The organism is Leucobacter sp. Ag1 (genome assembly GCF_000980875.1).
GTDB classification, from domain to species: domain Bacteria; phylum Actinomycetota; class Actinomycetes; order Actinomycetales; family Microbacteriaceae; genus Leucobacter; species Leucobacter iarius.
This window is the reverse complement of sequence record NZ_LAYO01000090.1, coordinates 34,032-59,587: the sequence shown is the minus strand read 5'-3', so window position 1 is coordinate 59,587 and position 25,556 is coordinate 34,032. Positions and strand designations below refer to the sequence as shown.

Here is a 25,556-nt window from a genome sequence, read left to right as displayed (position 1 = left end):
TCTTCGGCGCCTCCTCGGCGGGGGCGGCCTCGGCGGCCGGAGCCGCCTCGACGGGCGCCTCGGCCGGGGCACCGGCCGCTGCACTCACACGCCGCGAGGTGCGGCGACGTGCGGGTGCCGTCGCCTCAGCGGGCGCGGCGTCGGCTGCGGGCGCAGCCGTGGTCTCTTCGGAGTTCTGCTCCACGGGTTTTCCTTTCGGGAACGTGATGCGGGGGCCGCTGGGCGAACCCAGTTCCTCCCGCGAAATGCGCACGAGTGTGCTTCAAGGACACCGGACCGTGGTCTCGGTGGGGAAAACGATCCTCGGTTCGCGATGCGAACCTCGTAGTTCTGCGTGGCTATGCCGCCGCTGGAACCGCCGGGATCTCCTCCACTGTAGCACCCTTGATATCGACGGCCAGGAGCAACCGCTGCCACTCGGGCCCGTGCTCGGCGGCGAGCTCGGCCGCCGCGAGGCGCTCGGCGGGACCGGGCGAGAGTACGAGGATCGAGGGGCCGGCGCCCGAGACGACCGCCGCGTGCCCCGCCGCACGCAGGGCGCGGATCAGGTCGCGGGTCTGCGGCATGGCCTCGCCGCGGTAGTCCTGGTGCAGCCGATCCTCGGTGGCGGCGAAGAGCAGTTCGGGGCTCTGCGTGAGCGCCGCGACGAGCAGCGCCGAACGCGACACGTTGAACACGGCGTCGGCGTAGGGCACCTCCTTCGGCTGCAGGCTGCGCGCGAGCTCCGTCGACATGGTGAAGCTCGGCACGAGCACCAGCGGAGCGACGCCCCGGTGCACGAGCAGTCGCTTGAACCGCGGGCCCTCGTCGGTGGTCCACGCGATGGTCAGGCCGCCGAAGAGCGCGGGCGCGACGTTGTCGGGATGCCCCTCGAGCTCGGTCGCGAAGGCGAGCAGCTCGTCCTCGCTCAGGTCGAGCGGCGACTCGGGGTCGCTCGCGAGGAGCCCCGCCGCGATCATGACGCCGGCGACGATCGCCGAGCCCGACGAGCCCATGCCGCGCCCGTGCGGGATCCGGTTGTGCGCGACGATGTCGAGCCCGGGCAGTTCGCGCCCGAGGCGCGAGTAAACATGGGCGGCCGAGCGCGCGACCAGGTTGCTGGCGTCGGTCGGGACCTCGCCCTCCCCCACACCGGAGACGGCGACGCGGATCGCTCCGTCGGGGCGGGTCGTCGCGGTCAGCTCGTCGCCGTGCGCCAGTGCGAGCCCGAGCGTGTCGAAGCCGGGGCCGAGATTGGCGCTCGTGGCGGGGACGCGCACGCGGACGGCGCGCGGTGCAGCTGCGGTCATCAGTTTCCCTCGAGTCGGAGCACGCTGGTCACGGCCGTCACCACGTCGCTGTCGCGGAGCGCGTCGACGGTCGCCGCGAGATCCGCCTCGCGCGCCGTGTGCGTGCCGATGACCAGGGTAGCCGTGCCCGCGGCGTCCTCGGGCACGGACTGCTCGACGCTCGCCGCCGAGACGCCGTGATCGGCGAGGATCCCGGCGATCGCCGCGAGCACGCCGGGCTCGTCGCGCACGTCGAGCATGACCTGGTAGCGCGTGCGCACCTCGCCGACGGGCAGGATCGGCAGATCGGCGTGCGCCGATCCCGGGATGCCGGGGCCGCCGACCACGTGCCGGCGCGCGGCCGAGACGAGGTCGCCGAGCACGGCGGACGCGGTCTCGACGCCGCCGGCGCCCGCGCCGTAGAACATGAGCTCGCCCGCGGCCTCGGCCTCGACGAACACGGCGTTCTTGCCGCCGTGCACGGCCGCGAGGGGGTGATCGCGGTCGATCAGCGCCGGGTAGACCCGGGCCGAGACGCCCTGGGTCCCGTCGGTCGCGGTGACCCGCTCGGCGATCGCGAGGAGCTTGATGACGGCGCCGGCGTTTCGGGCGGCCTGGATCTGCTCGGAGGTGATGCCCGTGATGCCCTCGCGGTGCACGGCGTCGACCGGCACCTCGGTGTGGAACGCGATGCTCGCGAGGATGGTCGCCTTCTGCGCGGCGTCGTAGCCCTCGACGTCGAGGGTCGGGTCGGCCTCGAGGTAGCCGAGCTCGCTCGCGACGCGCATCGCGTCCTCGGCGCTGTCGCCGAAGCGATCCATGCGGTCGAGGATGTAGTTCGTGGATCCGTTGACGATGCCGAGGACCCGCGTGATGTGATCGCCGGCGAGGCTCTCGCGCAGCGGGCGGATGATCGGGATCGCGCCGGCGACGGCGGCCTCGTAGGAGAGCTGCGCGCCGACCTGCTCGGCGGCGTCCGCCAGCTCGGGGCCGTGCGCCGCGATGAGCGCCTTGTTGGCCGTGACCACGTCGGCGCCGGCCTCGAGGGCCTGCAGGATCAGGGTGCGCGCGGGCTCGACGCCGCCCATGAGCTCGACCACCACGTCGGCGCCGAGCACGAGCTGCTCCGCGTCGGTGGTGAAGAGCTCCTGCGGCAGCTCGACGTCGCGCTTGGCGTCGAGGCTGCGCACGGCGATGCCGGCGAGCTGCAGGCGCGCGCCGACCCGAGCGGCGAGCTCGTCGCCCTGCTCGAGGATCAGCCTGGCCACCTGCGCCCCCACCGAGCCGCAGCCCAGCAGTGCGACGCGGAGATCGCGGTATCCGTTCACTTGCTTCCTCCGTTCGGGAGCGGCTCGAACACGCTTCGCGCGAGCAGCTCGTCCTCCGTCTCGCCGCGCACGATCATGCGGGCATCGCCTTCGCGCACCGCGACCACGGGGGGTCTGGGCACGTAGTTGTAGTTGCTCGACAGCGACCAGCAGTAGGCGCCGGTCGCGGCGACCGCGAGCAGATCGCCCGGGGCCACGTCGCCCGGCAGCAGGTCGCGCTGCACGACGATGTCGCCGGACTCGCAGTGCTTGCCGACGACGCGCACGAGCGCGGCCTCGGCCTCGCTCCGCCGGTTGGCGAGGCGCACGTGGTAGTCGGCGCCGTAGAGCGCGGGCCTCGCGTTGTCGCTCATGCCGCCGTCGACGCTGACGTAGAGGCGCTCGGCGTGCCCGAGGTCGGCCGGATCCGCGTCGGCGTCGCTGCCGCGCAGAGAGACGGGCTTGGTCGTGCCGACCGTGTAGAGCGTCACGCCGGCCTGACCGATCACGCTGCGCCCGGGCTCGAACGCGACCCTGGGGATCGGGATCCCCGCCTCGGCGCAGCTCGCGGCGACGATGTCGGCGAGCTCGCGCGCGATCGCCGCGACCTCGGGCTCCTCCTCGGCCTGGGCCGGGGTGTAGGCGATGCCGAAGCCGCCCCCGAGGTTCAGCTCGGGCACGGGGGTGCCGAGCACCTCGGCCAGCGCACCGTAGACGCCGACGAGGCGGCGGGCCGACTCGCGGAACCCGTCGGTGGCGAAGATCTGGGATCCGATGTGGCAGTGCAGCCCGGCGAAGTCGAGGGCGGGCTCCGCCGCGATGAGGCCGACGACCTCGACCGCGCGATCGAGCGGCAGCCCGAACTTCTGGTCCTCGTGGGAGGTCGCGAGGAAGTCGTGGGTGGAGGCGTGCACGCCGCTGTTGACGCGCAGGCGGACCCGCTGCCGGATCCCGGCCTCGGTCGCTGCGGCGGCGACCCGCGCGATCTCCTGCACCGAATCGAGGATCAGCGTGCCGACGCCGGCCGCGACCGCGCGGGCGATCTCGCGCTCCGACTTGTTGTTGCCGTGGAACCCGATGCGCGCGGGATCGACTCCGGCCGCGAGCGCAACGGCGAGCTCGCCGCCGCTGGCGACGTCGATGTTGAGGCCCTCTTCGCTCATCCAGCGGGCGACCTCGACGCAGAGGAACGCCTTGCCCGCGTAGTAGACGGTGGCCTCGGTGCCGACCCGGGCGAACTCGCGCTGCAGCGCCCCGCGGATCTCGCGCGCCCGGGCGCGGGCGGCGTCCTCGTCGACCACGTAGAGCGGCGAGCCGAAGCGCTCGACGAGTTCGGTGGCGCGGATGCCGCCGAGCTTGAGCTGGCCGCACTCGCTGCCGCGCCGCGCGGCGGGCGGGAACACGCGCTGGTCGATGGCGTTCAGGTCGTCCGATCGCATCGCATCGGTCATCGTTCGCTCCTGGGGGGTGGATCTGGATGGTGCTCGTCGGCGCTCGCTCACCAGCGTCTTCTGGTGGTGGCGAGCGGACCCGGATTGGCCCCTGAAGCCGTGCGAACGGAGAGCATCTCTCAGAACGAACTCGTCCAGCCTAGCGGGCCGTGCCGGGGTGTGGCGGCATGTGACGCGGTCAGCGCCGAACGGTGAACGGCGCGAGGTCGAGGGGCGCGCCGTCCGCGGTCGGCTCGCGTCCGGCGACGAGGTCGGCGACGACCTCCCCCGTGACCGGGCCGAGCGAGAGTCCATGCATGTTGTGCCCGGCGGCCACGATGGTCTCGGGGCGCCCGGGGACGATGCCGAGCAGCGGCATCCCGTCGGCGGTCATGGGTCTCGCCCCGACCCACTCGTCGGTCCGATGCTCCCAGTCGGCGCCCGCGATGAGGCCGCGCGCGGCTCGCGTGAGCACTTCCAGGCGGTCCCGGTGCAGCCGTTCCGGATGCCCGTCGAACTCCATCATGCCGACGATCCGGAGCCGGTCGTGCATGGGGATCGCGACGCAGTGCCGATCGATCGAGTGCACGAGGGTCGCGGGCATCCGTTCGACCGGCACGGTGTAGCTGTAGCCCTTGCCCGAGACGATGCCCGCCGAGCGGATCCCGGATCGGCGCAGGATCGGCGTGGTCCAGGCGCCCGCCGCGATCACGACCCGGTCGCCCGAAACCCGGATCTCCGCGCCGTCCCGGTCGATGCAGACGACCTCGGCGCCGTCGCCGAGCCGTCGGGCCTCGAGCCCGAGCCGGACCTCGGCGCCGGCCGCGATCACGTGTTCGGCGAGGCTCGCCACGAAGGTCACCGGATCGAGCGAGAACTCCTCGGGCAGCAGGAACCCCGCCTCGGTCCCGGGCGCGAGAGCCGGCTCCTGCGCGCGCAGCGCTTCGCCCCGCAGGATCGGACCGGGTGCGACGCCCCAGCCCCGCGCGGCGCGGGCGCGGTACTTCTCGTGCGCCGCGATCAGTTCGTCACCGTCCGCGCAGGTCATGAGGTATCCGCTGCCGCCGCCCGAGAGGTCGACGCCGTCCGCGCCGAAACGGTGCAGCGACGGCAGGATCGCCCGCGAGAACTGCGCGAGCGCCTCGGCGCCCCGCTCCGCGCGCTTCCGCCCGGATGCGCGGAGGAATCCCAGCCCGAACCCCGCGAGCGCGGGCAGCCTGGGGATCGCGATCGACAGGTAGGAGGACCGGGTCAGGACTCCGGCGACGACATCCCGGGCGGTGTTCGGCGACGCCAGGGGCGCGACCTGCTGCGGGGTCAGCTCCCCCGCGTTGCCCGTCGCCGCGCCGGCTCCCAGATGGTCGCGTTCGACGATGGTCACCCGATGCCCGTCGCGGAGCAGGGCGTGCGCCGCGCAGAGGCCGATCAGGCCCCCGCCGACCACCACCGCGTGCTGGATCTGCTGCATGGTTCTCGTCTTCTCCGTTTCGTGTGCGATGTCGTGTCTGCGGGCGGCGCCCGGATCAGCGGCCGGTGCCGAGCAGTGCTCCGGCGGCCCGCGATTCGCGCAGGATCCGGTGCTCCACCGCGGATCCGACCGCGCGGATGGTCTCGAGCGCGGCCGAGGTCTCGAGACCGGCGGTGCAGACGGCGAGCACGCTCGGGCGCTGCTGTCCGCGGTGCCGGAACCAGGCGACGTCGTGCCGGATGCCGGTCACCCAGCCGCTCTTCGATCCCCAGTCGTCGCTCTCGTCCAGTCCGTCGGCGATGACGGGGAAGCGCTGCCGCGCGAGGTGCGCCGCGAGGAGGCCGGCGGATTCCGCCGACAGCGCATCGCCGGCGACGATCGTCCGCATCACGGCGGCGAGGTCCGCCGCGCTCGCCTCGTGGGTCTCGCCCGCATCGCGAGCCGCGTAGTCGCCGATGAGCCGGGTCATGCGGGCGGTGCGGGCACCGGTCACGGCGAACGCCTCGGCCACCGCGGGGAGCCCGAGTCGCCGGACCAGCAGGTTGGTGCCCTCGTTCGATGAGACCTCGATCATGCGGGCGAGGCACTCGCCCAGGGTGACCGGAGCGCCGTCCGCGGGGAACCCGGCATCGACCTCGTCGGGGGTGAAGCCGAAGTCCCCCGCTCCGGGGATCGCGCTCGGGAACCGGTGCCGGCTCACGACGGTCTCGGAGAGATCCAGCACGCCGCGATCCACCGCGAGCAGCGCGGCCACGGCGACGCCGAGCTTGATCGTGCTCGCCGCGTAGCGGACGAGCCCGGGACCGCGCTCGGCGAGGATCCCGCCGTCGGCGTCCAGCGCGCGGAAGGTGACCGCCGGTTCGCCCCGCTCCGCAGGCGCGGAACCGCCGAACAGCACCGCCGAGATCGCGGCCGCGGCCTCGGCGGCGTCCGCGGCCGAGAACGCACGGGCGATCACCGCCAGCCGGACCTCCTGCCCGTCGGCGACGGCGCGGGATGCGTGGCAGCGCACCCCGCCGTCGCCCCCCGTGCCCGGTTCCGCCCCGTCTCCGAGGCTCGCGGCCAGAGCACGCGCGGTGAGCGTCTCGCCCGGTCTCCCGAGGGCTCCGCCGTCGAAGCGGCGGTCCGCACCGCGCCCGAACACCTCGCCGTCGGCCCCGATACCGCACCAGCTCAGCACCGGCACCCCGTCGGAGTAGGGACCGTGCACGCCGGAATCCGGCCGCTCACTCAACAACGTCGATCCTCGGGTTCGCTCCCTCGGCGACGAGTCGTCCCCGCAGACCGAGCGGTACGCAGTCCACGCCGAAGCCGTGTCCGAACGGCAGTCCCCAGAGCAGCGGGATCCCGAGCGGCGCGAGCATCTCCTCCGCGATCGCGCGGATCTCGGGCAGCGGCCCGCACTTCACCCAGGTGCCGAGCGCGATGCCGCGCGCGCCCGCGAAGTACCCGGAGCGCAGGAGCGTGAGCAGGAATCCGTCGATCCGGTAGGGGTCCTCGGTCACGTCCTCGAGCAGCACGATCCGTCCGTCGGCGCGCACCCGGTCGACCGGATGCGCGCCCGCGGTCATGACGAGCAGGCTGAGGTTGCCGCCCGCGAGCCGCCCCTCGACGGTGCCCGGAACGATCGGATCCGCGCCCGGAGCGGTCAGCACGCGGCCCCGGGTCGGGGTGAACAGCGCCCGCTTCAGCGCGGCGACGTTGCCGGGATCGTCCATCAGGTCGCCGGTGCCGAGCATCGGAGCGAAGAGGGTCGGCGTGCCGATCTCGTGCTCCCAGTACTCGTGCAGCGCGGTGATGTCGGAGGACCCGATCAGCAGCTTGGGCCGCGCCGCGCGCAGCTCTTCGGGATCGAGCAGGTCGAGCACGCGCGCGGCACCGTACCCGCCGCGCATGCAGAACACCGCGGAGAGCGAGTCGTCGGTCCACGCGCGGCGCAGGTCCTCGGCCCGGTCGCGGTCCTCGCCCGCGAGATAGCTGCCCGCGCGCGGGTGCTTGTCGAGGGCGTGCTCGCCGATCACGGGCACGAGCCCCCAGCTCTCGAGCAGGGCCACGGCCTCGCGCAGGCGGCGCTTGGGCACCGCGCTCGAGGGCGAGACGAGCCCGACCCGGTCGCCCGGGCGCAGCGGTTCGAGCGGTACGGCGGTCTCAGCGGTCGGCACGTGCGGTCTCCTTCGGTCGTTCGGTGTCGGTGGGTTCGCTGTCGGTCTGCTCGGTGCCGGCCCGGTCCGGGCCGGCACCCTCGGTCTCGCGCAGCTGCCGGGACGGCACTACCGAGAGCAGTCGACGCGTGTACTCGTGCTGCGGGTCGAGCAGCACCTGTTCGACGGTGCCGTGCTCGACGATCTCGCCGCGGTACATGACCGCGACGCGGTCGGCGATGTTCCAGGCCAGGCCGAGGTCGTGCGTGATCACGAGCGCGCCGAGTCCCAGCTCGCAGCGCAGTCGGAGCATGAGCGCGAGCACCCCCGCCCGCACCGAGGCGTCGAGGCTCGCGACCGGTTCGTCGGCGACGAGGAACTCCGGTCCGAGCGCGAGGGCGCCCGCGATCACGACGCGCTGCCGCTGGCCGCCCGAGAGCTCCTGCGGGATCGCTTCGAAGTACCGCTCGGGAGGGGTGAGCTCCGCGTCCGCCAGCGCGCGGAGGACGAGCTCCCGCTCGTCTCCGGGCAGGCGGTGCAACCGGGGCCCCTCCGCGACCGCTTCGTAGACCGTCTGCTTGGGGTTCAGCGCTGCCGACGGATCCTGCAGCACGAACTGCACCCGTCTGCGGTACTCCTTCAGGTCGCGGCGCCGGGTGGGCAACGGATCGCCGCGGTAGAGCAGCTCGCCCGAACTGGGCTGCTGCAGTCCGAGCACGGTGCGGGCGAGCGTGGTCTTGCCCGAACCCGATTGGCCGACGAGCGCGATGATCTCGCCCGGGCGGCAGGTGAGGTCGACGTCGCGCACGGCCGTGTGCGCCCGCGCGCCACGGCCGAACACCACGTTCAGCCCGCGGGCCGCGATCACGGCGTCCTCGAGCGGCAGCACCCGGGTCGGTGTCGCCGAGGCGCCGCCGGGCTCCGGCCGGGGACGCGATCCGGGACCGCCGGGCCCGGGCGCATCCGGCGCGGTGAAACCGGGCAGCGAGAGCCGCGACGACCAGTCGCCGATGGTGGGGAACGCGGCGGCGAGCGCCCGGGTGTGCGGGTGCCGGGGATTCGCCATCACCTCGGCCGAGGGCCCCTCCTCGACGATCTCGCCGTGCTGCATCACCGCGATGCGTTCGCAGGTCGATGCGAGCACCGAGAGGTCGTGGCTGATCATGAGGAGCGAGAGCCCGCGCTCGCGCACCATGCGGCGCAGCAGTTGCAGGATCTGATCCTGCACGATCACGTCGAGCGCAGTCGTGGGCTCGTCGGCGATGATGATCTCGGGTTCGCAGGCGAGCGCCATCGCGATCATGACGCGCTGCTTCTGCCCGCCCGAGAGCTCGTGCGGGTACGCGGCGGCCTTCGCCGCCGAGAGGTCCACCTGGCCGAGCAGCTCGGCGACGCGGGCGCGCCGGCGATCGGCGTCTCGGTACGCGGCGCGGTCGCCGCTCGCGTGCAGCCGCAGCGCCTCGCCGATCTGGTCGCCGACGCGCTGCACCGGGTTGAGCGAGTGCATCGCCCCCTGGAACACGATCGCCGCCTCCGTCCAGCGCACCGCGCGCATTCGGCCCCAGCGCATGTCGGCGACGGACTCGTCGCCGATCAGGATGCGGCCCTCGATGCGGGCGTTGGCCGGCAGCAGGCGCAGCACGCTCATGGCGAGCGTCGACTTGCCGCAGCCGGACTCGCCGGCGAGGCCGACGGTGGATCCGGGCTCGAGCGCGAGGCTTACGCCGCGCACGGCCTCCACCGTGCCGCGGCCGCCGCGGTCGTCGTGCGTCGTGTAGCTGATCCGGACGTCTTCGAAAACGAGCTGGGGCATCATCGACCTCGCAGGGTGGGATTGATCACGGACTCGAAGGCGCGGCCCACCAGGGTGAAGGCGAGCACCACGACGGCGATCGCGATGCCGGGGGGCAGCACGTACCACCAGTAGCCGCCGGTCGCGGCGCCGGTGTCGAGCGAGAGCTTGAGCATGGAGCCCCACGAGATCGTGCTGGGATCGCCGAGCCCGAGGAACGACAGCGTCGACTCCGAGATGATCGCCGAACCGACCGTGAGGGTCGTGTTCGCGAGCACGAGCGGCAGAACGGCGGGCAGCACGTGGCGGCGCAGCACGTGCCCGTCGCCGGCGCCGAGCGCCCAGGCCCGCTCGATGTATCCGCGCGACTCGACGGTGAGGGTCTGCGCGCGCACGAGCCGGGAGGTGGCCGCCCACGAGGTGACGCCGATCGCGACGATGATCGTGACGACGCCCGGCCCGAGCACGCTCGACAGCACGATCGCGAGCACGAGCGAGGGCACGACCAGGAAGAAGTCGATCACGCGCATGAGGACCGCCTGAGTCGCGCCGCCGAAGTGCCCGGCGGCCATGCCCATCGCCGTGCCGATGACCATCGAGACGAGGGTCGCAGCGAAGCCGACGAGGAGCGAGGCGCGAGCGCCCCAGACGAGCAGGGCGAGCACGCTGCGGCCGAGCGGGTCGGTGCCGAGCGGCAGCGCCCACGTGGGCGGTTGGTTCGGCGCATTCGAGATCCGGGTGACGTCGAGCGTCTCCGCGGGGAACAGCAGCGGGGCCGCGAGCGCGAACGCGATCACGACGACGAGGACGGCGAGCCCGAACAGGCCGGAGCGCTGGGCGCGGAATTCGCGCCAGACCTCGGCGGCGCGGGCGCGCCTGCGGGATGCGGCGACGCCGCGGGCGGTGAGCGGCGTGGAGAGCCGTGGTGATGCGGTCATGCGGTGCGCAGCCTCGGGTCGAGCGACCGGTACAGCAGGTCGGCGATGAAGTTCATCAGGATGACGATCGCGGAGAAGACCACGAAGGTGCCCTGCAGAACGGGGAAGTCGGGCGCGCGGAGCGCCTGGAAGGTGAGGTAGCCGAGGCCGGGCCACGAGTAGACGGCCTCGACCGTCACCGCGCCGCCGATCAGCCCGCCGAGCGCGAGGAAGATGAGGGTCACGGTCGGCAGCAGCGCGTTCGGCACTGCGTGGCGCCGGCGCACCCCGTCCTCGTTGAGGCCCTTGGCCCGGGCGGTCACGAGGTAGTCGGAGGTCATCTCCTCGAGCAGCGAGGCGCGCATCACCAGCAGGTACTGCGCGTAGATCACCGCTGCGAGCGTGAGCACGGGCAGCACCAGGTGGTGCGCGACGTCGAGCACGAGCGCGAGGCCCGTCGCGCCGGATCCGACCGAGACCATGCCGCCCGTCGGGAACCAGTGCAGCGTGCCCGCGAAGACGAGCAGCAGCAGGAGCCCGAGCCAGAAGGTGGGCACCGACCAGAGGGTCAGCGCGGTGCCCGTCTGCGCGCGGTCGAAGAGGGATCCGCGCCGCCAGGCGGCTCGCTGCCCGAGCCACAGCCCGAGCAGCACCGAGATCGCGAACGCGGTACCGGTGAGCAGCAGCGTCGGCAGCAGGCGCTCGCCGATGAGCTCCGAGACGGGCTGGTTGTAGGTGTACGAGTACCCGAGGTCGCCGCGGAAGAGGTCGGTCAGGTACCGCCAGAACTGCGCCATGAGCGGCTGGTCGAGTCCCATCTCGATGCGCATCGCGTCGAGCTGCTCGGGGCTCACCCGACGGCCCCGGGCCAGGGAGCGCACGGGGTCGCCGGGCAGGATCCGGAACGCGAAGAAGCCGAGCACCACGACCATGACGAGCGAGACCAGGGCTCCCCCGGCCTTCGTCGCGGCGAAGCGCAGCCAGCTGCCGCCTCGGTGCGGCTCGTCGGTGTCCGGTGCGGACGCGGGTTCCCCGGCGGGGCCCGTGCGGGCCCCGCCGGTCAGGACGACGTCGGTCATGGTCCTACTCCCGATCGTCCGAGGCCGCGGAGCGCCGACGCAGCACGAGGAATCCGCCCGCTGCGAGCACGACGACGGCTCCGCCGACGATCCACCAGACGGCCCCGCCGCCGGAACCGGCACCGCCTCCGGATTCGGCCGACACCGGCGTCGCCGAGTACAGGCCCCACGGGCCGTTCTGCGCCAGGATCACGCCGGTCTTCGCCGGCTGCTTCTGGATATCGGTGAAGCGGTCGGAGCGGTAGGCCTGGAACGCGTCGCCGTAGTACATGACGTTGTTGACCGCGGCCCCGTGGATCATCTGCTGCAGCTCGATCACCATCGCGGCGCGCTTCGCGGGGTCGAGCTCCGAGTGCTGCTTCGCGTAGAGCGCGTCGAACTCGGGCGAGCACCAGTTCGACTCGCTCGTCGCACCCGACCCGTCGGCGTTCGGTCGCGATTTGCAGGTGTTGAGCGACATCATGAAGTCGGGGTCCGGCCCCATCGTCCAGCCGGTGAAGTACAGGTCGTAGCGCCCCATCACCGACTCGTCGTTGACCTGCGCGGCCGACAGCATCGTGGTCGTGATGTCGATCCCGAGGTCCTTCATCCAGGGCTTCAGGAAGTCGGCGACCTGCTGGTGGCTCGCGCTCGACGCGTCCCCCATCAGCCGGAGCTTGATCGGCTTGCCGGTCTTGTCGAGCCGGATGCCGTCGGTGCCCTTCCGATAGCCCGCCTCGTCGAGCATGCGGTTGGCCTCGGCCTGGTCGAAGGCCAGCGGCAGCTTCTCGGGCGCCACGTCCCAGTGGTACTTCGGATAGATCGGGGGCACCTCGCCCGTGCCCGGAGCCCCGTGCCCCTGGAACACCTTCTTGCGCAGCGTCTCGTTGTCGATCCCCCGCACGATGGCCTGGCGGACCACGGGATCGTGCAGCACCGGGTTGCCGTCGCCGAGCGGTTTGCCGTCGATGTCCTTCGCACCGGGGTTGATCGCGATCGAGGAATAGCCCCGGCCGGCTCCCGAGACCGTGGTGATGCCGGAGGCTCCCTTGAGGGCGTCGAACTGGGCGACGGTGAGATCGCTCATCATGTCGATCTCGCCGGTCTTGAGCGCCTGCACCGCGGCGTCAGAGTTCTTGTACGGCACCCAGGCGACGCCGCCCGACTTCGCTTCGCCGCGGCGGTAGTGCGGGTTCGGGATCATCTCGACCCCGTTGGTCTTCGACGACACCGAGACCGTGTAGGGGCCCGAACCGACGACGTCCGTATCGTTCGCGAAGCCGGCGGGATCGGAGATCTTCGACCAGACGTGCTTCGGCACGATCGGCAGGTCGGTTCCGGGGTTCGCCGCCTGCGGCGACCGCATGCGTATGACCACCGTCGTCGTATCGGGCGCCTCGACCGACGCGATGTTCTCGACGAGCGACCCGTTCGCCATCTTCAGGGCGTTGTTCTTCTGGATCGCCTGCACGGTCCAGACGACGTCGTCCGCGACGATCGGCTGCCCGTCCGACCACTTCCCGTCCTTCGGCAGGTGGAAGGTCCACTCGGTGGCGTCGGCGCTCGATTCCCATTTCTCGGCCATGCCGGGCGACTCGGTGTTGTCGTCGGCGCTCCACTCGACGAGCGGCTCGTACTGCAGCCGCATGATCTCGAGGCTCGTCCAGAGCACCGAGAGGAACGGGTTGAGGGTGTCGACGTCGCCCAGCAGCGCGACTCGGATGACCGGGGGCTTCGCTGCCGCCCCGGCCGGGGCGGCAGCCGCACCGGCGGCCGCTCCTCCGAGGGCAAGCGCGCAGGCTCCCGTCAGGGCGAGCGCGCGCCGCCGCCAGGCGACCATGGGCCGCACCTTCTGCTCCCGTTGTGCCCGCATCGAACCACTCCTTCGTGTTTACGTTTCTCAAATGTGAGAATTGGCATCGGATGTGCTGCGGTTCGAACGAGATCAGATCCTCATTGATCCGCATGATCAAGCCGAAACTCTGCACGTTTCGCACTTGCCACCGTCAAGCTATCCGTGAATGATAGGAATCGCAAGATGCATTTTCGGCACGGATTGCGCTGCGCCAGGTGCGCGGATCGCCCCGCGTCGGAAACAATGGAGGCCGGGCCTCCGTGAGCCAGAGCAGGAGCAAGATGTCCAGACCGGAAACCGCCTCGAAGATGAGCGCCGCCGAGCTGTGCGCCCGATTGATCCGTTTCGACACCTCCAACTACGGCGAGGGCCGCAGCGCGGGCGAAGCCGACCTCGCCGCCTGGCTCGTGGGCGCGCTCGAACGGGCGGGCTACGCGCCGCAGCTGGTCGGGCCGTCACCCGCCCGGGCCTCGGTGGTGCTCCGCGTGCCGGGCACCGATCCCACGCTCCCCGCGGTGCTCGTGCACGCCCACACCGACGTGGTGCCCGTCGAACCCTCGCAGTGGACCGTGCCCGCCTTCGCCGGCCGCATCTCCGACGGCTACGTGTGGGGCCGCGGGGCGACCGACATGAAGGACATGGTCGCGATGACCCTCGCCACGCTGCTGAGCTGGGCGAAGACCGGCACCCGCCCGCGGCGCGACATCGTGGTGCTGTTCGTCGCCGACGAGGAATCGGGCGGCGAGCACGGCGCGCTCTGGCTCGTCCGGAACCGGCCCGAACTGTTCGCCGGTGTGCAGTTCGCGATCGGCGAGTCCGGCGGCGATGCGACGGAGCTCGTCGCCGCGGACGGTCGCACCGTGCGCTGCTACCCCATCGCGACCGGTGAGCGCGGCACCCTGCACCTGCGGCTGCGGGCGAGCGGCGATCCCGGGCACGCATCACGCCCCCACCCCGGGCACGCGCTCGAGCGCCTGATCGCCGCGTGCCACCGCATCAACACCCACGAGTGGCCGCTCCGGCTCACCGACACCGTGCGCGGCTACATCGAAACGATCGATCGAGCGCTCGGCAACGAGCCCGAGCTCGATACCGAGGCCGGCGTGCTCGCCGCGATCGACCGCCTGGGCCCCGCGGGCGAGGTCGCGGCTGCGACGATCCGCTGCACCGCGACCACGACGGTCATGAACGCCGGCATGACCGTGAACGTGATCCCCGGCAACGCCGAGGCCCTGGTCGACGTGCGGTGCCTTCCCGGCACCGAGGACGAAGCCGTCGAGACGCTGCGCGGACTCATCGGCGACGGCATCGCCTGGGAGTTCGTCGACCGGCAGTCCCCCGTCAGCGCCCCGCATCCGTCGCCCTGGTTCGATGCGATGCGCGACGCGATCATCGCCCACGATCCGGACGCCGTCGTGCCTCCCGTCTGCATGGGCGGCGGGACCGACGCGAAGGCGTTCGCCGCGCTCGGCATCGCCGGTTACGGCTTCGCCCCGCTCACGGCGGATCCCGAGGGGCGCAGGCCCGCGGGCACGCACGGCGCCGACGAGCGCACGCCCGTCGCGTCCATCGATGGCGGCCAGCGGATCCTCGAGGAGTTCCTGACCCGTGTCTGATTCCCTGCTGACCCGGCCCTCGGCCGAGGCGCGTGCGACCGGGACGGATGCGGACGCGCTGCTCGCCGATCTTGCGGCATCCCGGGTCCGCTCCGGCTCGACGCCGGCAATCGCGCTCTCGGCCCGCATCGGCGGCCGGGACGCGTTCGCCGCGTCCGGCGACCGCGGCGACGGGATCCCTCCCGACGCCGGCACGGTGTTCCGCATCGCTTCGGTCACCAAGTCGTTCACCGCGGCTCGTGCGCTGCAGCTGCGCGACGCCGGCGCGCTCGATCTCGATCGCCCGGTCGCCGATCTCCTGCCCGCTGCGGTGTTCCGTCCGGCCGGATCGGGCGCGCGGATCACTCCGCGCATGCTGCTCACCATGTCGGCGGGACTCCCCACCGACGACGCCTGGGCGGACCGCCTCGAGTCCATGACCGCCGCAGATTTCGATGCGCTGCTCGCGGCAGGGATCCGGCTCGTGCGCGAACCGGGAACCGGCTTCGAGTACGCGAACCTCGGGTGGGCGATGCTCGGCCGAATCCTCGAGCACCTCGACGGACGCCCGCTGCCGCAACAGGTCGAAGCCGAGATCCTCGACCCGCTGGGGCTCACCGGCGTGCGCTTCACCGCGCCGACCGGCAGGCCGCTCGCGACCGGTCATGCGCGACGGGCGGCCGGGTGGGAGGCGCAGCCGCTGACCGGGCCGGGCGCATTCTCGGCCATCGGCGGGATCTTCGCGTCGACCGCCGATCTGCTCGACTGGGCCGCTTGGCTGGCGAGCGCGTTCTCGCGCCCCGACGACGATCGCGTTCTCGCCGCCGCGAGCCGCCGCGAGATGCAGCAGCTGCACCGGACGCTCCCGCCCGAGCCGTCCGCCCCGTCCGCTGCCGTCGTCGGCTACGGCTACGGCCTGTTCGTCGAGCTGGTGCCCGAACTCGGCCGGGTCGTCTCGCACTCCGGCGGGTACCCCGGATTCTCGGCGCACCTGCGCTGGGGGCTCGATCGCGAGGTCATCGTGTGCGGCCTCGAGAACGGCGGCTACTCGGGAGCCTGGGAACCGACCGGCGAGGCCTTCTCGCGCTTGGCTGCGCAGTGCCCCGAGCCGAGCGTGCGTCCGTGGGCCGAGACCGAGGCCGCCGTGGCGCTGACTCGGGCCCTCGCCGAACGGCCCGACGACGACGCGCGCTGGTCGAGCGCGGAGCGGGATGCCTTCGCCCCGTGCGTCGCCCTCGATCTGCCGATCGCCGAACGCCGCGCCGCGCTCCTCCGGGTGCGCGACGAGCTCGGCCCCGGGGCGCGCCTCGCCCCCGAGGGGATCCGCTACCCGACCGCGGCGAGCGCCCGCTGGCGTATGATCGGGCGCGATCGGCAGTGCGACTTCGCGCTGGAACTGACACCGACGGATCCGCCGCTGATCCAGCGATTCGATGCGAGGCCCGCGGGCCGTGAGGAGGACCATGCCGAAGCCCGCTGAGCACGCACCGCAGCCCAGGCGCCGGTCCTCCGCACTGAAGTCGCGGATCCTGCAGGCGGAACGCGCGGCGCTCGAGAGCGCGGTCGAGGCGTTCGAATCCGACCCCTCGTTCGAGCGGGCCTCCGCGCTCGTCGCGGGCAGTCGTCGGCGCTTCGTGCTCGGCCGGGGCGCCTCGCAGGGCTACGCGGCGACGCTCGCGAGCGCGCTCGGCGCGAGCTTCAGCCAGGTGATGCTGGCGGCTCCTCCCAGCCTGGAAGCGCTCGACCTGCTCTCCGATGTGCGCACGGGAGACGCGCTCATCGCGGTGTGCACGCGCCCCTACCGACGGGACACGGTCGAGATCGCGCGGCAGTACGTCGCCGCCGGCGGCACCGTGGTGCTGCTGACGGACAGCTCCGACTCGCCGCTCAGCGCTTTCGCCGCCGAGCAGGTGGTCGTCGACACCGAGGACCGCGAGCTCGGCGACACCTCGTCGGGGATCCTGCTCGCGATCCGTCTGCTCGTCGACCTGGCGGCCGCGAGCTCCAAGGGAGCCGCGCGGCGCGCCCAGGAGCGGGAACGCCTCGGCGCGGTCCTCGACCTGTACGCCCCCGAGCAGCGCTGGGACGGACGGGTCGCGGATCCGCGCCTCGGCGGCAGCGTGGTCTGACTCAGCCCACGCCCTCCAGCATGTCGGTCTCGGTGTTGCCGATGCGGTCGAGCACCTGCGGGTCCCGCTTCCGCAGGCGGAGGAACCATGCGAGTGCCGCGATCATCGTCACCAGGAAGATGTACGGGATCACGTTGAGCGGGAACGCCGGTACGGGGAACACGTTCGCGAGGAACACGTAGACCATGGCGATCACGGCGATCGCCGCACACAGGGTGACGAGCGCGCTGCGCATCCGCTCGCGGCGCACGTAGGCGACGCAGGCGATCGCGACGAGCGCGTACGCGACCATGTACCCGTAGGTGCCGTAGGTGTCGACCCACACGGTGATGTCCATCGGCTGCACGCCGCAGGCCAGCAGGATCACGTCGAGCACGATCGCCGCGGGGCCCGCGATCAGCAGAACCCGGTGCGGGGTGAGGTGCGTGTCATGGGTGCGACCGAAGCGCTCCGGTACCACGCCCTCCTTGCCCATCACGTAGACGATGCGGCCGACCACGTTGAGCGGGGCGACGACCACGGCGAAGAACGATGCGGCGACGCCGAAGGTGAGCAGCGGGGTGAACCAGCCGGGCATCCCGATCTTCTCGGAGATCGCCTGCAGCGGGCTCGCCGCGGTCGCGAGGTCGTCGCCGAGCACGGCGATCTGCGTGTAGGCGGCGAACACGTAGAGCACGCCGACCACGACGGCGCTCCACATGATCGCGCGCGGGATCGCGGTATAGGGGTTCTTCGCCTCGCGGCCCAGCGCATCGGCCGAGGAGAACCCGACGAAACCGAGGATGCCGAGCACCATGCCTGCCGCCACGCCCTGGAAGGGAACGCCCTCGAAGCTGAACTGGGCGGGATCCCAGGCGTCGGGGCCGAGCACGACGAGCGCCGTGATGAGCAGGATCAGGATGATCGCGACCGACACGAGCTCGAGCACGAGCGAGACGCGCGCCGAGATGCGGATGCCGCGGATGGTGAAGAAGGTGGCGAGACCGCCGATCACGATCGCGAGCGCCACGAGCCAGACGACGCCCGAGGCGGGGACGCCCAGCAGGCGGAGCAGGTCGGACATGTAGGACACGGCGCCGCCGAGCGAGCCGGCCGCGATGCCCCAGCAGCCGATGATGAGCGCGACGCCCGCGGTGTAGGCGCCGGTCGGGCCGAGGCCCTTCGCGACGTAGGTGTACAGGGATCCCGCCGAGGCGTTCTTCTTCGCGAATACCGCAACGCAGTAGCCGACGCAGACGATCACGATGGTGGCGAGCAGGAACGACAGCATCGTGCCGTTGCCGGCCCCGATGAAGATCGAGGCCGCGGTGAACGCGATGACCGCGCTCGGTGCGATGTTGGCGATGGCCTGAGCGGCGAGCTCGGGCCCCGACATCACTCCGTGGCGCAGGCCGGCGTCGACCGGCTGCTGGGAGGTGGTGGTGGACATGGTGGTGGACTCTCCTTCGAGTGGCTTCGGTGGCGCGGGGCTCAGGGGATCAGCAGGGTGCGCAGCACGCCGCCGGCCTCCAGATCGTCGAGCGCCTCGGCGGCCTCGGCGAGCGGGCGTCGGCCCGAGATGAGCGGATCGAGCTTCAGCTGCCCGTCCATGTAGCGGTCGACCAGCGCGGGGATGTCGATCGAAGGGCGCACCGATCCGTAGTTCGAACCGAGGATCCGCTGATCCGCCTCGGCGAGCACGAGCGGCTCGAACGACGCCTTTGCGCCGGTCGGCGGCAGGCCGACGATCACGGCGGCGCCGCCGAGACCGAGCATGCGGATCGACTGCTCCGTGGTGGAGGTGCGGCCGATCGCGTCGAACGCGTAGTCGACGCCGTCGGGCACGAGCTCGAAGAGCTGCTCGACGGCGTCGCGCTGCGAGGCGTCGATGCGGTCGGTCGCGCCGAACTGCAGCGCCATGGCGGTCTTCTCGGGCACGACGTCGATCGCGATGATGCGCTCGGCCCCGGCGAGCTTCGCGCCCTGGACCACGTTGAGGCCGACGCCGCCGCAGCCGATCACGGCGACCGTGGATCCCGGCTCGACGGCGGCCGTGTTGAGCACGGCGCCGACGCCCGTGGCCACGGCGCAGCCGACCACGGCGATGACGTCGAGCGGTGCGTCGTCGCGCACCTTGATCGCGCCCGAGACGGGGACCACGACCTCCTCGGCGAACGAGGACACGCTCAGGTAGTGGTGCAGCGGCTCGCCGGTCTCGGCGTTGCTCAGGCGCGAGGTCCCGTCGAACAGCGAACCGTGCGCGTTGTTGACCTCGACGACCTTCTGGCAGCGCGCCTCGTGGCCCTGCAGGCAGTAGCGGCACTCGCCGCACGGCGGCACCCAGCTGAGCACCACGTGGTCGCCGACCGCGAGCGAGGTGACGCCCTCGCCGAGCTCGGTCACGACGCCGGAGCCCTCGTGCCCCATCACCATGGGAGCGGGGGCGTCCCACTCGCCGCGCTTCACGTGCAGGTCGGAGTGGCACACGCCCGCTGCGGCGATCTTCACGCGCACCTCCCCCGCCTTCGGCGCGGCCAGGTCGGCATCGACCACTTCCACGCGGGTATCGGTATCTCGGAACACCACGGCCTGCATCTTGCACTCCTTCGTCGGCGGCTGCACTGGGTCGGTCTCGCCGTCGCGGCCTGGGCCGGTCGGGCGACTGAGGAGATGCTACGGAGGGATTGGGATCCGTGTCACTGCACCGAAGGGCGGAAGGGGCCCGGCAGATTCGACGTTTGGTACATTCGAGGCGTGCCTCTCACCCTGTCAGCCATCGCCCGCGCCGTCGACGGCAGCTGCCTCTCGCAGCGGCTGTCCGAGCGCACCCCGGTCGACGGCGTCGCGCGGTTCGACGAGGTCGTCGTGGTCGGGCATCCCGCCTACGCGACGCTCGTGACGGGCGATCCCACGGCGCTCCTCGACCGGCTGGACGCCGGCGGGCCGGAGGCCGATGCCCTCTCGCGGGCCGTCCTCGTGACCGATGCCGACGATCCGGCACTGCGCGAACGACTCGCAGCGCACGGCACCACCGCGATCCTCGGCTGCGCGCTCGGCGGTGTCGCCCTGCACGCGACGCTCGCCGCGCTGCTCGCCGACGACCTGGCTGCATCGGACCGACTCGTCGCCGCAGGCATGAAGGTGCTCACCCAGGCAGCCCGGCGGGGAGGCTCGACCGCGGCGATCGCCGAGCTCGCGCACCGCATCGACGGCTGGGCGGTCCTGCTCGACGCGCAGGGGCAGCTGATCACGAGCGCCGGTGCGGGTCGCCTGCATGTCTCCGATGCGACCGCGGTCGCGCTCGGACGCCCCGTCCGCGTGCGGCACGAAGGCCTGCAGCTGCACCAGGTCGGCTCCGACCGCGACCTTGCCGGATACCTCGTGATCTCCACCAGATCCGGCACGGTGAGCCGCTCGCGCGATCTGGCGTCGCTCGCCGCCGCCCTGTTCGACCTGCTGCTCCGCTCTCACGACCCCTCGGTCACCGAGCACCTCGGCCGCGAGTCGCTCATGCGCACGATCATCGACGGCGGCGCACCCGCGCTCGAACTGCTGCGCCGCTGGGGCGTGCACGACCGCAGCCTCACCGCCTTCGCGCTCGGCGCCCGCACCCGCACGATCGACGCCGAGCGCCTGCTGCGCCGCTGGTTCGACGAGCTCGGAGCCGAGCACGTCTTCGCCGCGTCGCAGGGTCGCGTGCTCGGCTTCGTGCGCGACGACCTCATCGACGAGCTCGCGAAGCGGGTCGACGAGCTCACGCCGGTCTCGGGGCAGCGCCTGCACCTCGGCATCGGCACCCCGTCCCCCGCCGACGCGCTCGCCCGCGGCGCCGCGCAGGCGGGCCAGGCGCTCGACACCGCGCTCGACGAATCGCGCACGGTGGTGCACTACGCCAGGCTCGCCTCGGTGGAGCTGGTGCTCGGATCCCTCGCCGCCGAACCGCGGGCGGAGCTCGCCCGCGCGCTCGATCCGCTGCGCGACGCGACCGGTGCGCACGGCGAGCTCACCGAGGCGCTGCGGGTGTTCCTCGCCGAGAACGGTCGCCACCGGGCGAGCGCGGAGCTGCTGGGCATCCACCGGCAGACCCTCGTCTCGCGCCTGCGCCGGGTCGAGGAGCTGACCGGGCTCTCGATGGAGCACGCTGACGACCGCGCGACCGCCTGGATCGCGCTGCGCGCGCTCGACCGCTGAGCGGGACTCGGGTCAGCCGCAGCTGCCCTTCTCGCGCTGCTTCGGATCGCTGACGAGGGTCGGCGAGATCTTCGCGTCGACGCGCACCGATCCGGTCGACGACAGCTGGATGCCGGTCAGCTCGATCCCACGCGGCAGCTGGTCGCGCACGCAGACCGTCTGCGGCTGGGTCAGCGCGCGCACGGCGGGTCCTCCGAACGACTCGATCTGCTTCGCGGTGAGGTCGAAACCGGCGGCCTTGACGCCCTCGGGGGTGATCTTCACGTCGCCCTTCTCGACCCCGAGCTTCAGCGTCGCCGAGAGCGACACCTTCTGCCCGAAGATCTCCATGCTGCGGCCGACGTCGATCGCGCCCTCGCGCACCGTGCCCGTCTGCGCGATGCCCTTCGTGAGTAGCGAGATGGTCTGGTCGATCTTGTCCTTCGGCACCGTGATCGACGCCGTGGCCCCCTGCACCTCGCCGGAGCCGGAGATGAGGCTGAACGGCGCGGAGTCCGCGTGCACCGTGAGGTCGCCCTGCAGGCCCTCGACGAGCGGGGCGTCCGGCACGGTGACGGTGACGTCGCCCAGCTTGCCCGTGATCGTGTGCAGCAGCACCGAACCGTCGAGCTGCACGTCGACCGGGTGATCGCTCGACAGCTCGAGCGGTTGACGCACCGCGGTCGAGATCATCCCGGGCAGGATCGCGCGCAGCGCGATCTCGCCCGCGCCCGCGAGCACCGCGAGGATGACGACGATCCAGAGGATCCTCAGCCACCAGCGCGGTCGGCGCTCCCGCTGCTCCGTCATCGTGCCGTGCCGATCAGAGGCGCTCGGGCGCCGAGACGCCGATCAGGTCGAGACCGTTGCGCAGCACCTGGCCCGCGGCGTCGTTCAGCCACAGGCGCGTGCGGTGCAGGTCCTCCACCGGGGCGTCGCCCAGCGGGATCACGCGGCAGTTGTCGTACCAGCGATGGAACGCCGCCGCGAGCTCCTCGAGGTAGCGGGCGATGCGGTGCGGCTCGCGCAGCTCCGCGGCGCCGGCCACGATCCCCGGGTACTCCTGCAGCTTGCCGAGCAGCTCGGTCTCGGTCTGGTGCGTGAGCAGCTCGGGCGCGAAGGCGCTGCGGTCGATCCCCGCGGCGGCCGCGTTGCGGTCGACCGCGCAGGTGCGGGCGTGCGCGTACTGCACGTAGAAGACCGGGTTGTCGTTCGTGCGGCTGCGCAGCTTCTCGCCGTCGAGCGCGAGCGGCGAGTCCGCAGGGTAGCGGGCGAGCCAGTAGCGCAGCGCGTCGGAGCCGAGCCACTCGAGCAGGTCGTCGAGCTCGACGATGTTGCCGGCGCGCTTCGACAGGCGGGCGCCGTTGAGGTTGACGAGCTGGCCGATGAGTACCGTAATGTCGGTCTCGATGTCGTCGCCGGCAGCACCGGCGATCGCCGTCAGGCGGCCGATGTAGCCGTGGTGGTCGGCACCGAGCAGGTAGATCTTCTCGCCGAAGCCGCGATCCTTCTTCGTCAGGTAGTAGGCCGCGTCGGCCGCGAAGTAGGTGTAGATCCCGTTGCCGCGGGTGAACACGCGATCCTTGTCGTCGCCGAAGTCGGTCGTGCGCACCCAGATCGCGTCGTCCGCCTCGAAGACGTGGCCCTGCTCGCGCAGGCGGTCGACCGCCGCGTCGATGGGGCTCTTCTCACCGTTCTCGCCCGGCGCGTGCAGCGAGCGCTCCGAGAAGAACACGTCGAAGTGCACGTTGAAGCGCTCCAGCGAATCCTTGATCTCGGTGAGCTGCTGCTGGTAGCCGATCTCCTGCGCGAGCTCGAGCGCGCGGTCGCGATCCTGCGCGGCGATCTCGGCGAGATCGGGCTGCTGGGCGAGCACGTGCGCGCCGAGCGACTGGATGTAGGCACCCGGGTAGGCGTCCTCGGGTGCGGGCTCGCCGAGCGCGGCGGCCAGCACCGAGCGGCCGAACTTGTTCATCTGCGCGCCGGCGTCGTTGATGTAGTACTCGTTCGTGACCTCGGCGCCCGCGGCGCGGAGCACGCGCGAGATCGAGTCGCCGAGCGCCGCCCAGCGGGTGTGCCCCAGGTGCAGCGGACCGGTCGGGTTCGCGCTCACGAACTCGAGGTTGATCTTCTGCCCGGCGAGCGCGTCGCCGTGCCCGTAGGCCTCGCCCTGCTCGACGACCCGGCGGGCGGTCTCGCCCGCGCTCGCGGCATCGAGAGTGATGTTGATGAAACCGGGGCCCGCGATATCGGCCGCGGCCACGCCGTCGATCTCGGAGATGCGCTGCGCGATCTCCGTCGCGAGCTCGCGCGGGTTGGTGCCGATCCGCTTCGCGAACTTCATCGCGGCGTTCGACGCCCAGTCGCCGTGCTCTCGGCTCTTCGGTCGCTCCACCTGCGTGTCCGCGTCGGTCACCGGGACCTCGACGCCGCGCGCGGCGATGAGGTCGGTGAGGATCCGGGCGATGGCGGTGGCAAGTTCCTGTGGCGTCACAAGCACCGATCCTACCGGCCGCCGGGCGACCGGCGCGCGCGGGCCCCGAGAAGTGCGCTAGGCTTGCGGAGTCGCCTCCGTAGCTCAGGGGATAGAGCGCCGGTTTCCGGTACCGTAGGTCGGGAGTTCGAATCTCTCCGGGGGCACGAAACATCAGCCGGGTCGGCCCGCAGAAATGCGGACCGACCCGGCTTTTTCGTATTCTCCCGCAGCGATTGCCCGAATCCTCAGTTCAGCGCGCCCGCACGGAACGCCTCGCGGTAGCTCGCCGGGGTCGTGCCGAGTTCGGCGCGGAAGTGCTCGCGCAGGATCGCGGCCCCGCTGAACCCGCAGGCATCGGCGATCGCTTCGACCGCGAGGTCGGTGCGCTCGAGGAGCTCGCGCGCCCGAGACACCCGCTGCTGAGTCACCCATCGGGCGACCGAGCTGCCGGTCCTGCGGCGGAAGGCCCGGGTGAAGGTGCTCCGGCTCAGGTGCGCGCGCGCCGCGAGCTCGTCGATCGGGAGGGAGCCGTCGAGGTGCGCGAGCGCCCACTCGCAGGCGCGCCCCACCGGGTCGTCCGATTCCGATACCGCGGGCTGTTCGATGAACTGCGCCTGCCCGCCTCGGCGGTGCGGCGACGCGACGATGCGGCGCGCGACCCGGTTCGCGGCGCTCTGCCCGATCCGCGAGGCGAGCAGGTGGAGGCAGGTGTCGATGCCCGCGCTGGCTCCCGCACCGGTCAGCACGGCACCCGCATCGACGTAGAGCGCAGCCGGATCGAGCCGGACCTCGGGGAACCGTCGCCGGAAGGTCTCGATCCACTTCCAGTGCGTGGTGGCGCCCCTGCCGTCGAGGACTCCGGCATCGGCGACCGGGAACACGCCGAGGCACAGGCCCACGATCGTGGCGCCGCGCAGGTGCGCTGCGCGGATCGCGGAGACGACCGGCGCAGGTGCGGGCGTCGCGGGATCGCTCCACCAGGGAACGATGACGATGTCGGCGGTCTCCGTCGCGTCGAGTCCGCGCGGGACGACGATCTCGTACCCGGCGGAAGTCCGCAGCGATCCGGGGCGTCCCGCGCAGATCTCGATGGGCCAGGGCTCCGCCTCGCCCGGAGGGTTCTCGGGTCCGAGCACGAGCGAGGGCACCGAGAGGTGGAAGGGACTGATGCCGTCGAATGCGATGACGGCGACCGACGGTGCGGGCATACGACTCCTCAGCGGTTCGGCCGCTTCCTGCGCGAAGTGACCCGATTTCACCTGTTCATGCTATTTCAGCTCACGAATACTGGACTGCAGCACCCCGATCCCAACGAAAGGCCGGCCATGACCGTCTCCGCCACACTCCGCTCGCTCAGCGGACTCCCCCAGCAGCCCGCATCGCTCGCCGAAGCCACCCTGATCCTCGTCGACTTCCAGAACACCTACACGACCGGAGTGATGGAGCTCGAGGGCTGGGCGCCGGCGCTCGAAGCGGCCGCCGAACTGCTGGCCCGTGCTCGGGCCGCCGGGGCGACCGTGATCCACGTCGTGCACGACGACGGGCCCGGAACCCCCTACGACATCCGCAACGAGATCGGCGCGATCCACTCCGCCGTCGTCCCCGTCGACGGCGAGCCGACCGTCGTGAAGCACGCGCCGAACGCCTTCGTCGGCACGGAGCTCGGAGATCTGGTCGACGCCGCGGGTCACGAGGAGGTCGTCATCGCGGGGTTCATGACCCACATGTGCGTCACGTTCACCGCCGAGGGCGCGTTCCTGCGCGGCAACAGCCCGACCGTGGTGGCGGACGCGACCGCGACCCGCTCGCTGCCGACGCCGTACGGCGACGTGCCCGCGGAGCAGCTCCACCGCTCGGCGCTCGCCACGATCGGGGACCTCTACGCGGTGGTGGTGCCGAGCGCGGACGACCTGCGCCCGGCCTGACCGGGGCCCGCATCGCCCTTCCGTGGGGGCGACCTCCGCGCGGGGG

Annotated in this window: 20 protein-coding genes, 1 tRNA gene and 1 pseudogene; 6 read left to right on the top strand and 16 right to left on the bottom strand. The window is 72.1% G+C overall.

All coding sequences use genetic code 11. The features are described 5' to 3' along the window. From XM48_RS07305 to XM48_RS07255, 11 genes and pseudogenes are all read right to left on the bottom strand, one after another. Positions 1–184: pseudogene (locus tag XM48_RS07305) on the bottom strand (acetyl-CoA carboxylase biotin carboxyl carrier protein subunit); the annotation flags it as partial. A 154-nt stretch (positions 185–338) separates the two neighbouring features. After that, the gene (gene thrB, locus XM48_RS07300; protein ID WP_046455135.1) at positions 339–1,289 is read right to left on the bottom strand and encodes a homoserine kinase; all 951 of its coding nucleotides are present in this window, start codon (positions 1,287–1,289) and stop codon (positions 339–341) included. After that, positions 1,289–2,596 carry a homoserine dehydrogenase gene (locus tag XM48_RS07295; RefSeq protein WP_046455134.1) on the bottom strand — a complete coding sequence of 436 codons (1,308 nt, stop codon included), beginning with the start codon at positions 2,594–2,596 and terminating at the stop codon, positions 1,289–1,291. Before XM48_RS07295 ends, thrB begins: the two co-directional genes overlap by 1 nt. After that, on the bottom strand, positions 2,593–4,026 hold the full coding sequence (gene lysA, locus XM48_RS07290; protein ID WP_046455133.1) for a diaminopimelate decarboxylase: 1,434 nt from the start codon (positions 4,024–4,026) through the stop codon (positions 2,593–2,595). Before lysA ends, XM48_RS07295 begins: the two co-directional genes overlap by 4 nt. Positions 4,027–4,204: 178 nt before the next feature. Next, positions 4,205–5,473: an FAD-binding oxidoreductase gene (locus tag XM48_RS07285; protein WP_046455132.1), complete on the bottom strand. Its 1,269-nt coding sequence runs from the start codon at positions 5,471–5,473 to the stop codon at positions 4,205–4,207. Positions 5,474–5,528: 55 nt separating this feature from the next. Next, positions 5,529–6,707: a serine hydrolase gene (locus tag XM48_RS07280; RefSeq protein WP_197074167.1), complete on the bottom strand. Its 1,179-nt coding sequence runs from the start codon at positions 6,705–6,707 to the stop codon at positions 5,529–5,531. Continuing rightward, on the bottom strand, positions 6,700–7,635 hold the full coding sequence (locus XM48_RS07275) for an LD-carboxypeptidase (protein ID WP_046455131.1): 936 nt from the start codon (positions 7,633–7,635) through the stop codon (positions 6,700–6,702). Before XM48_RS07275 ends, XM48_RS07280 begins: the two co-directional genes overlap by 8 nt. Further along, positions 7,622–9,427, bottom strand: coding sequence for an ABC transporter ATP-binding protein (gene nikE, locus XM48_RS07270; protein ID WP_084821054.1), 1,806 nt, complete (start codon positions 9,425–9,427; stop codon positions 7,622–7,624). Before nikE ends, XM48_RS07275 begins: the two co-directional genes overlap by 14 nt. Beyond that, positions 9,427–10,344, bottom strand: coding sequence for an ABC transporter permease (locus tag XM48_RS07265; RefSeq protein WP_046455130.1), 918 nt, complete (start codon positions 10,342–10,344; stop codon positions 9,427–9,429). Before XM48_RS07265 ends, nikE begins: the two co-directional genes overlap by 1 nt. After that, positions 10,341–11,402, bottom strand: coding sequence for an ABC transporter permease (locus XM48_RS07260; protein WP_046455129.1), 1,062 nt, complete (start codon positions 11,400–11,402; stop codon positions 10,341–10,343). Before XM48_RS07260 ends, XM48_RS07265 begins: the two co-directional genes overlap by 4 nt. A 4-nt stretch (positions 11,403–11,406) precedes the next feature. Beyond that, entirely contained in the window at positions 11,407–13,254 is a 1,848-nt protein-coding gene (locus tag XM48_RS07255; RefSeq protein WP_084821050.1) for an ABC transporter substrate-binding protein, read from the bottom strand. Positions 13,255–13,517: 263 nt separating this feature from the next. Here XM48_RS07255 and XM48_RS07250 point away from each other — a divergent pair, with 263 nt between their 5' ends. From XM48_RS07250 to XM48_RS07240, 3 genes are read left to right on the top strand one after another with little or no spacing between them, the layout of a single operon-like run. Then, the gene (locus XM48_RS07250; RefSeq protein WP_046455128.1) at positions 13,518–14,852 is read left to right on the top strand and encodes a M20/M25/M40 family metallo-hydrolase; all 1,335 of its coding nucleotides are present in this window, start codon (positions 13,518–13,520) and stop codon (positions 14,850–14,852) included. Continuing rightward, the gene (locus XM48_RS07245) at positions 14,845–16,311 is read left to right on the top strand and encodes a serine hydrolase (RefSeq protein ID WP_052961354.1); all 1,467 of its coding nucleotides are present in this window, start codon (positions 14,845–14,847) and stop codon (positions 16,309–16,311) included. The genes XM48_RS07250 and XM48_RS07245 overlap by 8 nt, the downstream gene beginning before the upstream one ends. Continuing rightward, complete coding sequence (locus tag XM48_RS07240) at positions 16,295–16,960, top strand: MurR/RpiR family transcriptional regulator (RefSeq protein WP_046455127.1); 666 nt, start codon at positions 16,295–16,297, stop codon at positions 16,958–16,960. The genes XM48_RS07245 and XM48_RS07240 overlap by 17 nt, the downstream gene beginning before the upstream one ends. A 1-nt stretch (position 16,961) precedes the next feature. Here XM48_RS07240 and XM48_RS07235 read toward each other — a convergent pair whose 3' ends face one another. Both XM48_RS07235 and XM48_RS07230 read right to left on the bottom strand, forming a co-directional pair. Continuing rightward, entirely contained in the window at positions 16,962–18,389 is a 1,428-nt protein-coding gene (locus tag XM48_RS07235; RefSeq protein ID WP_046455126.1) for an APC family permease, read from the bottom strand. 41 nt (positions 18,390–18,430) lie between these two features. Next, entirely contained in the window at positions 18,431–19,534 is a 1,104-nt protein-coding gene (locus XM48_RS07230) for an alcohol dehydrogenase catalytic domain-containing protein (RefSeq protein ID WP_046455125.1), read from the bottom strand. Positions 19,535–19,693: 159 nt separating this feature from the next. Between XM48_RS07230 and XM48_RS07225 the strand changes: the two genes are divergently transcribed. Beyond that, entirely contained in the window at positions 19,694–21,130 is a 1,437-nt protein-coding gene (locus tag XM48_RS07225; RefSeq protein WP_046455124.1) for a CdaR family transcriptional regulator, read from the top strand. Positions 21,131–21,142: 12 nt separating this feature from the next. On the opposite strand, the gene XM48_RS07220 is transcribed toward XM48_RS07225, so the two are convergent. Then, complete coding sequence (locus XM48_RS07220; RefSeq protein ID WP_046455123.1) at positions 21,143–21,919, bottom strand: DUF2993 domain-containing protein; 777 nt, start codon at positions 21,917–21,919, stop codon at positions 21,143–21,145. A 13-nt stretch (positions 21,920–21,932) separates the two neighbouring features. Then, the gene (argS, locus tag XM48_RS07215) at positions 21,933–23,603 is read right to left on the bottom strand and encodes an arginine--tRNA ligase (RefSeq protein WP_046455122.1); all 1,671 of its coding nucleotides are present in this window, start codon (positions 23,601–23,603) and stop codon (positions 21,933–21,935) included. 73 nt (positions 23,604–23,676) lie between these two features. On the opposite strand from argS, the gene XM48_RS07210 reads away from it, so the two are divergent. After that, positions 23,677–23,749, top strand: a tRNA-Arg gene (locus XM48_RS07210). Between the two features lie 81 nt (positions 23,750–23,830). Here XM48_RS07210 and XM48_RS07205 read toward each other — a convergent pair. After that, the gene (locus tag XM48_RS07205) at positions 23,831–24,793 is read right to left on the bottom strand and encodes a GlxA family transcriptional regulator (protein WP_046455121.1); all 963 of its coding nucleotides are present in this window, start codon (positions 24,791–24,793) and stop codon (positions 23,831–23,833) included. Between the two features lie 117 nt (positions 24,794–24,910). On the opposite strand from XM48_RS07205, the gene XM48_RS07200 reads away from it, so the two are divergent. Then, positions 24,911–25,510 carry an isochorismatase family protein gene (locus XM48_RS07200; protein ID WP_046455120.1) on the top strand — a complete coding sequence of 200 codons (600 nt, stop codon included), beginning with the start codon at positions 24,911–24,913 and terminating at the stop codon, positions 25,508–25,510. Positions 25,511–25,556: the final 46 nt, after the last annotated feature.

Coding starts and splice junctions, on each gene's coding strand:
- thrB (WP_046455135.1), bottom strand. CDS start 1,289: ATGACCGCAGCTGCACCGCGCGCCGTCCGCGTGCGCGTCCCCGCCACG.
- lysA (WP_046455133.1), bottom strand. CDS start 4,026: ATGACCGATGCGATGCGATCGGACGACCTGAACGCCATCGACCAGCGC.
- XM48_RS07285 (WP_046455132.1), bottom strand. CDS start 5,473: ATGCAGCAGATCCAGCACGCGGTGGTGGTCGGCGGGGGCCTGATCGGC.
- nikE (WP_084821054.1), bottom strand. CDS start 9,427: ATGCCCCAGCTCGTTTTCGAAGACGTCCGGATCAGCTACACGACGCAC.
- XM48_RS07265 (WP_046455130.1), bottom strand. CDS start 10,344: ATGACCGCATCACCACGGCTCTCCACGCCGCTCACCGCCCGCGGCGTC.
- XM48_RS07260 (WP_046455129.1), bottom strand. CDS start 11,402: ATGACCGACGTCGTCCTGACCGGCGGGGCCCGCACGGGCCCCGCCGGG.
- XM48_RS07255 (WP_084821050.1), bottom strand. CDS start 13,254: ATGCGGGCACAACGGGAGCAGAAGGTGCGGCCCATGGTCGCCTGGCGG.
- XM48_RS07250 (WP_046455128.1), top strand. CDS start 13,518: ATGTCCAGACCGGAAACCGCCTCGAAGATGAGCGCCGCCGAGCTGTGC.
- XM48_RS07240 (WP_046455127.1), top strand. CDS start 16,295: ATGCCGAAGCCCGCTGAGCACGCACCGCAGCCCAGGCGCCGGTCCTCC.
- XM48_RS07235 (WP_046455126.1), bottom strand. CDS start 18,389: ATGTCCACCACCACCTCCCAGCAGCCGGTCGACGCCGGCCTGCGCCAC.
- XM48_RS07230 (WP_046455125.1), bottom strand. CDS start 19,534: ATGCAGGCCGTGGTGTTCCGAGATACCGATACCCGCGTGGAAGTGGTC.
- XM48_RS07220 (WP_046455123.1), bottom strand. CDS start 21,919: ATGACGGAGCAGCGGGAGCGCCGACCGCGCTGGTGGCTGAGGATCCTC.
- XM48_RS07205 (WP_046455121.1), bottom strand. CDS start 24,793: ATGCCCGCACCGTCGGTCGCCGTCATCGCATTCGACGGCATCAGTCCC.
- XM48_RS07200 (WP_046455120.1), top strand. CDS start 24,911: ATGACCGTCTCCGCCACACTCCGCTCGCTCAGCGGACTCCCCCAGCAG.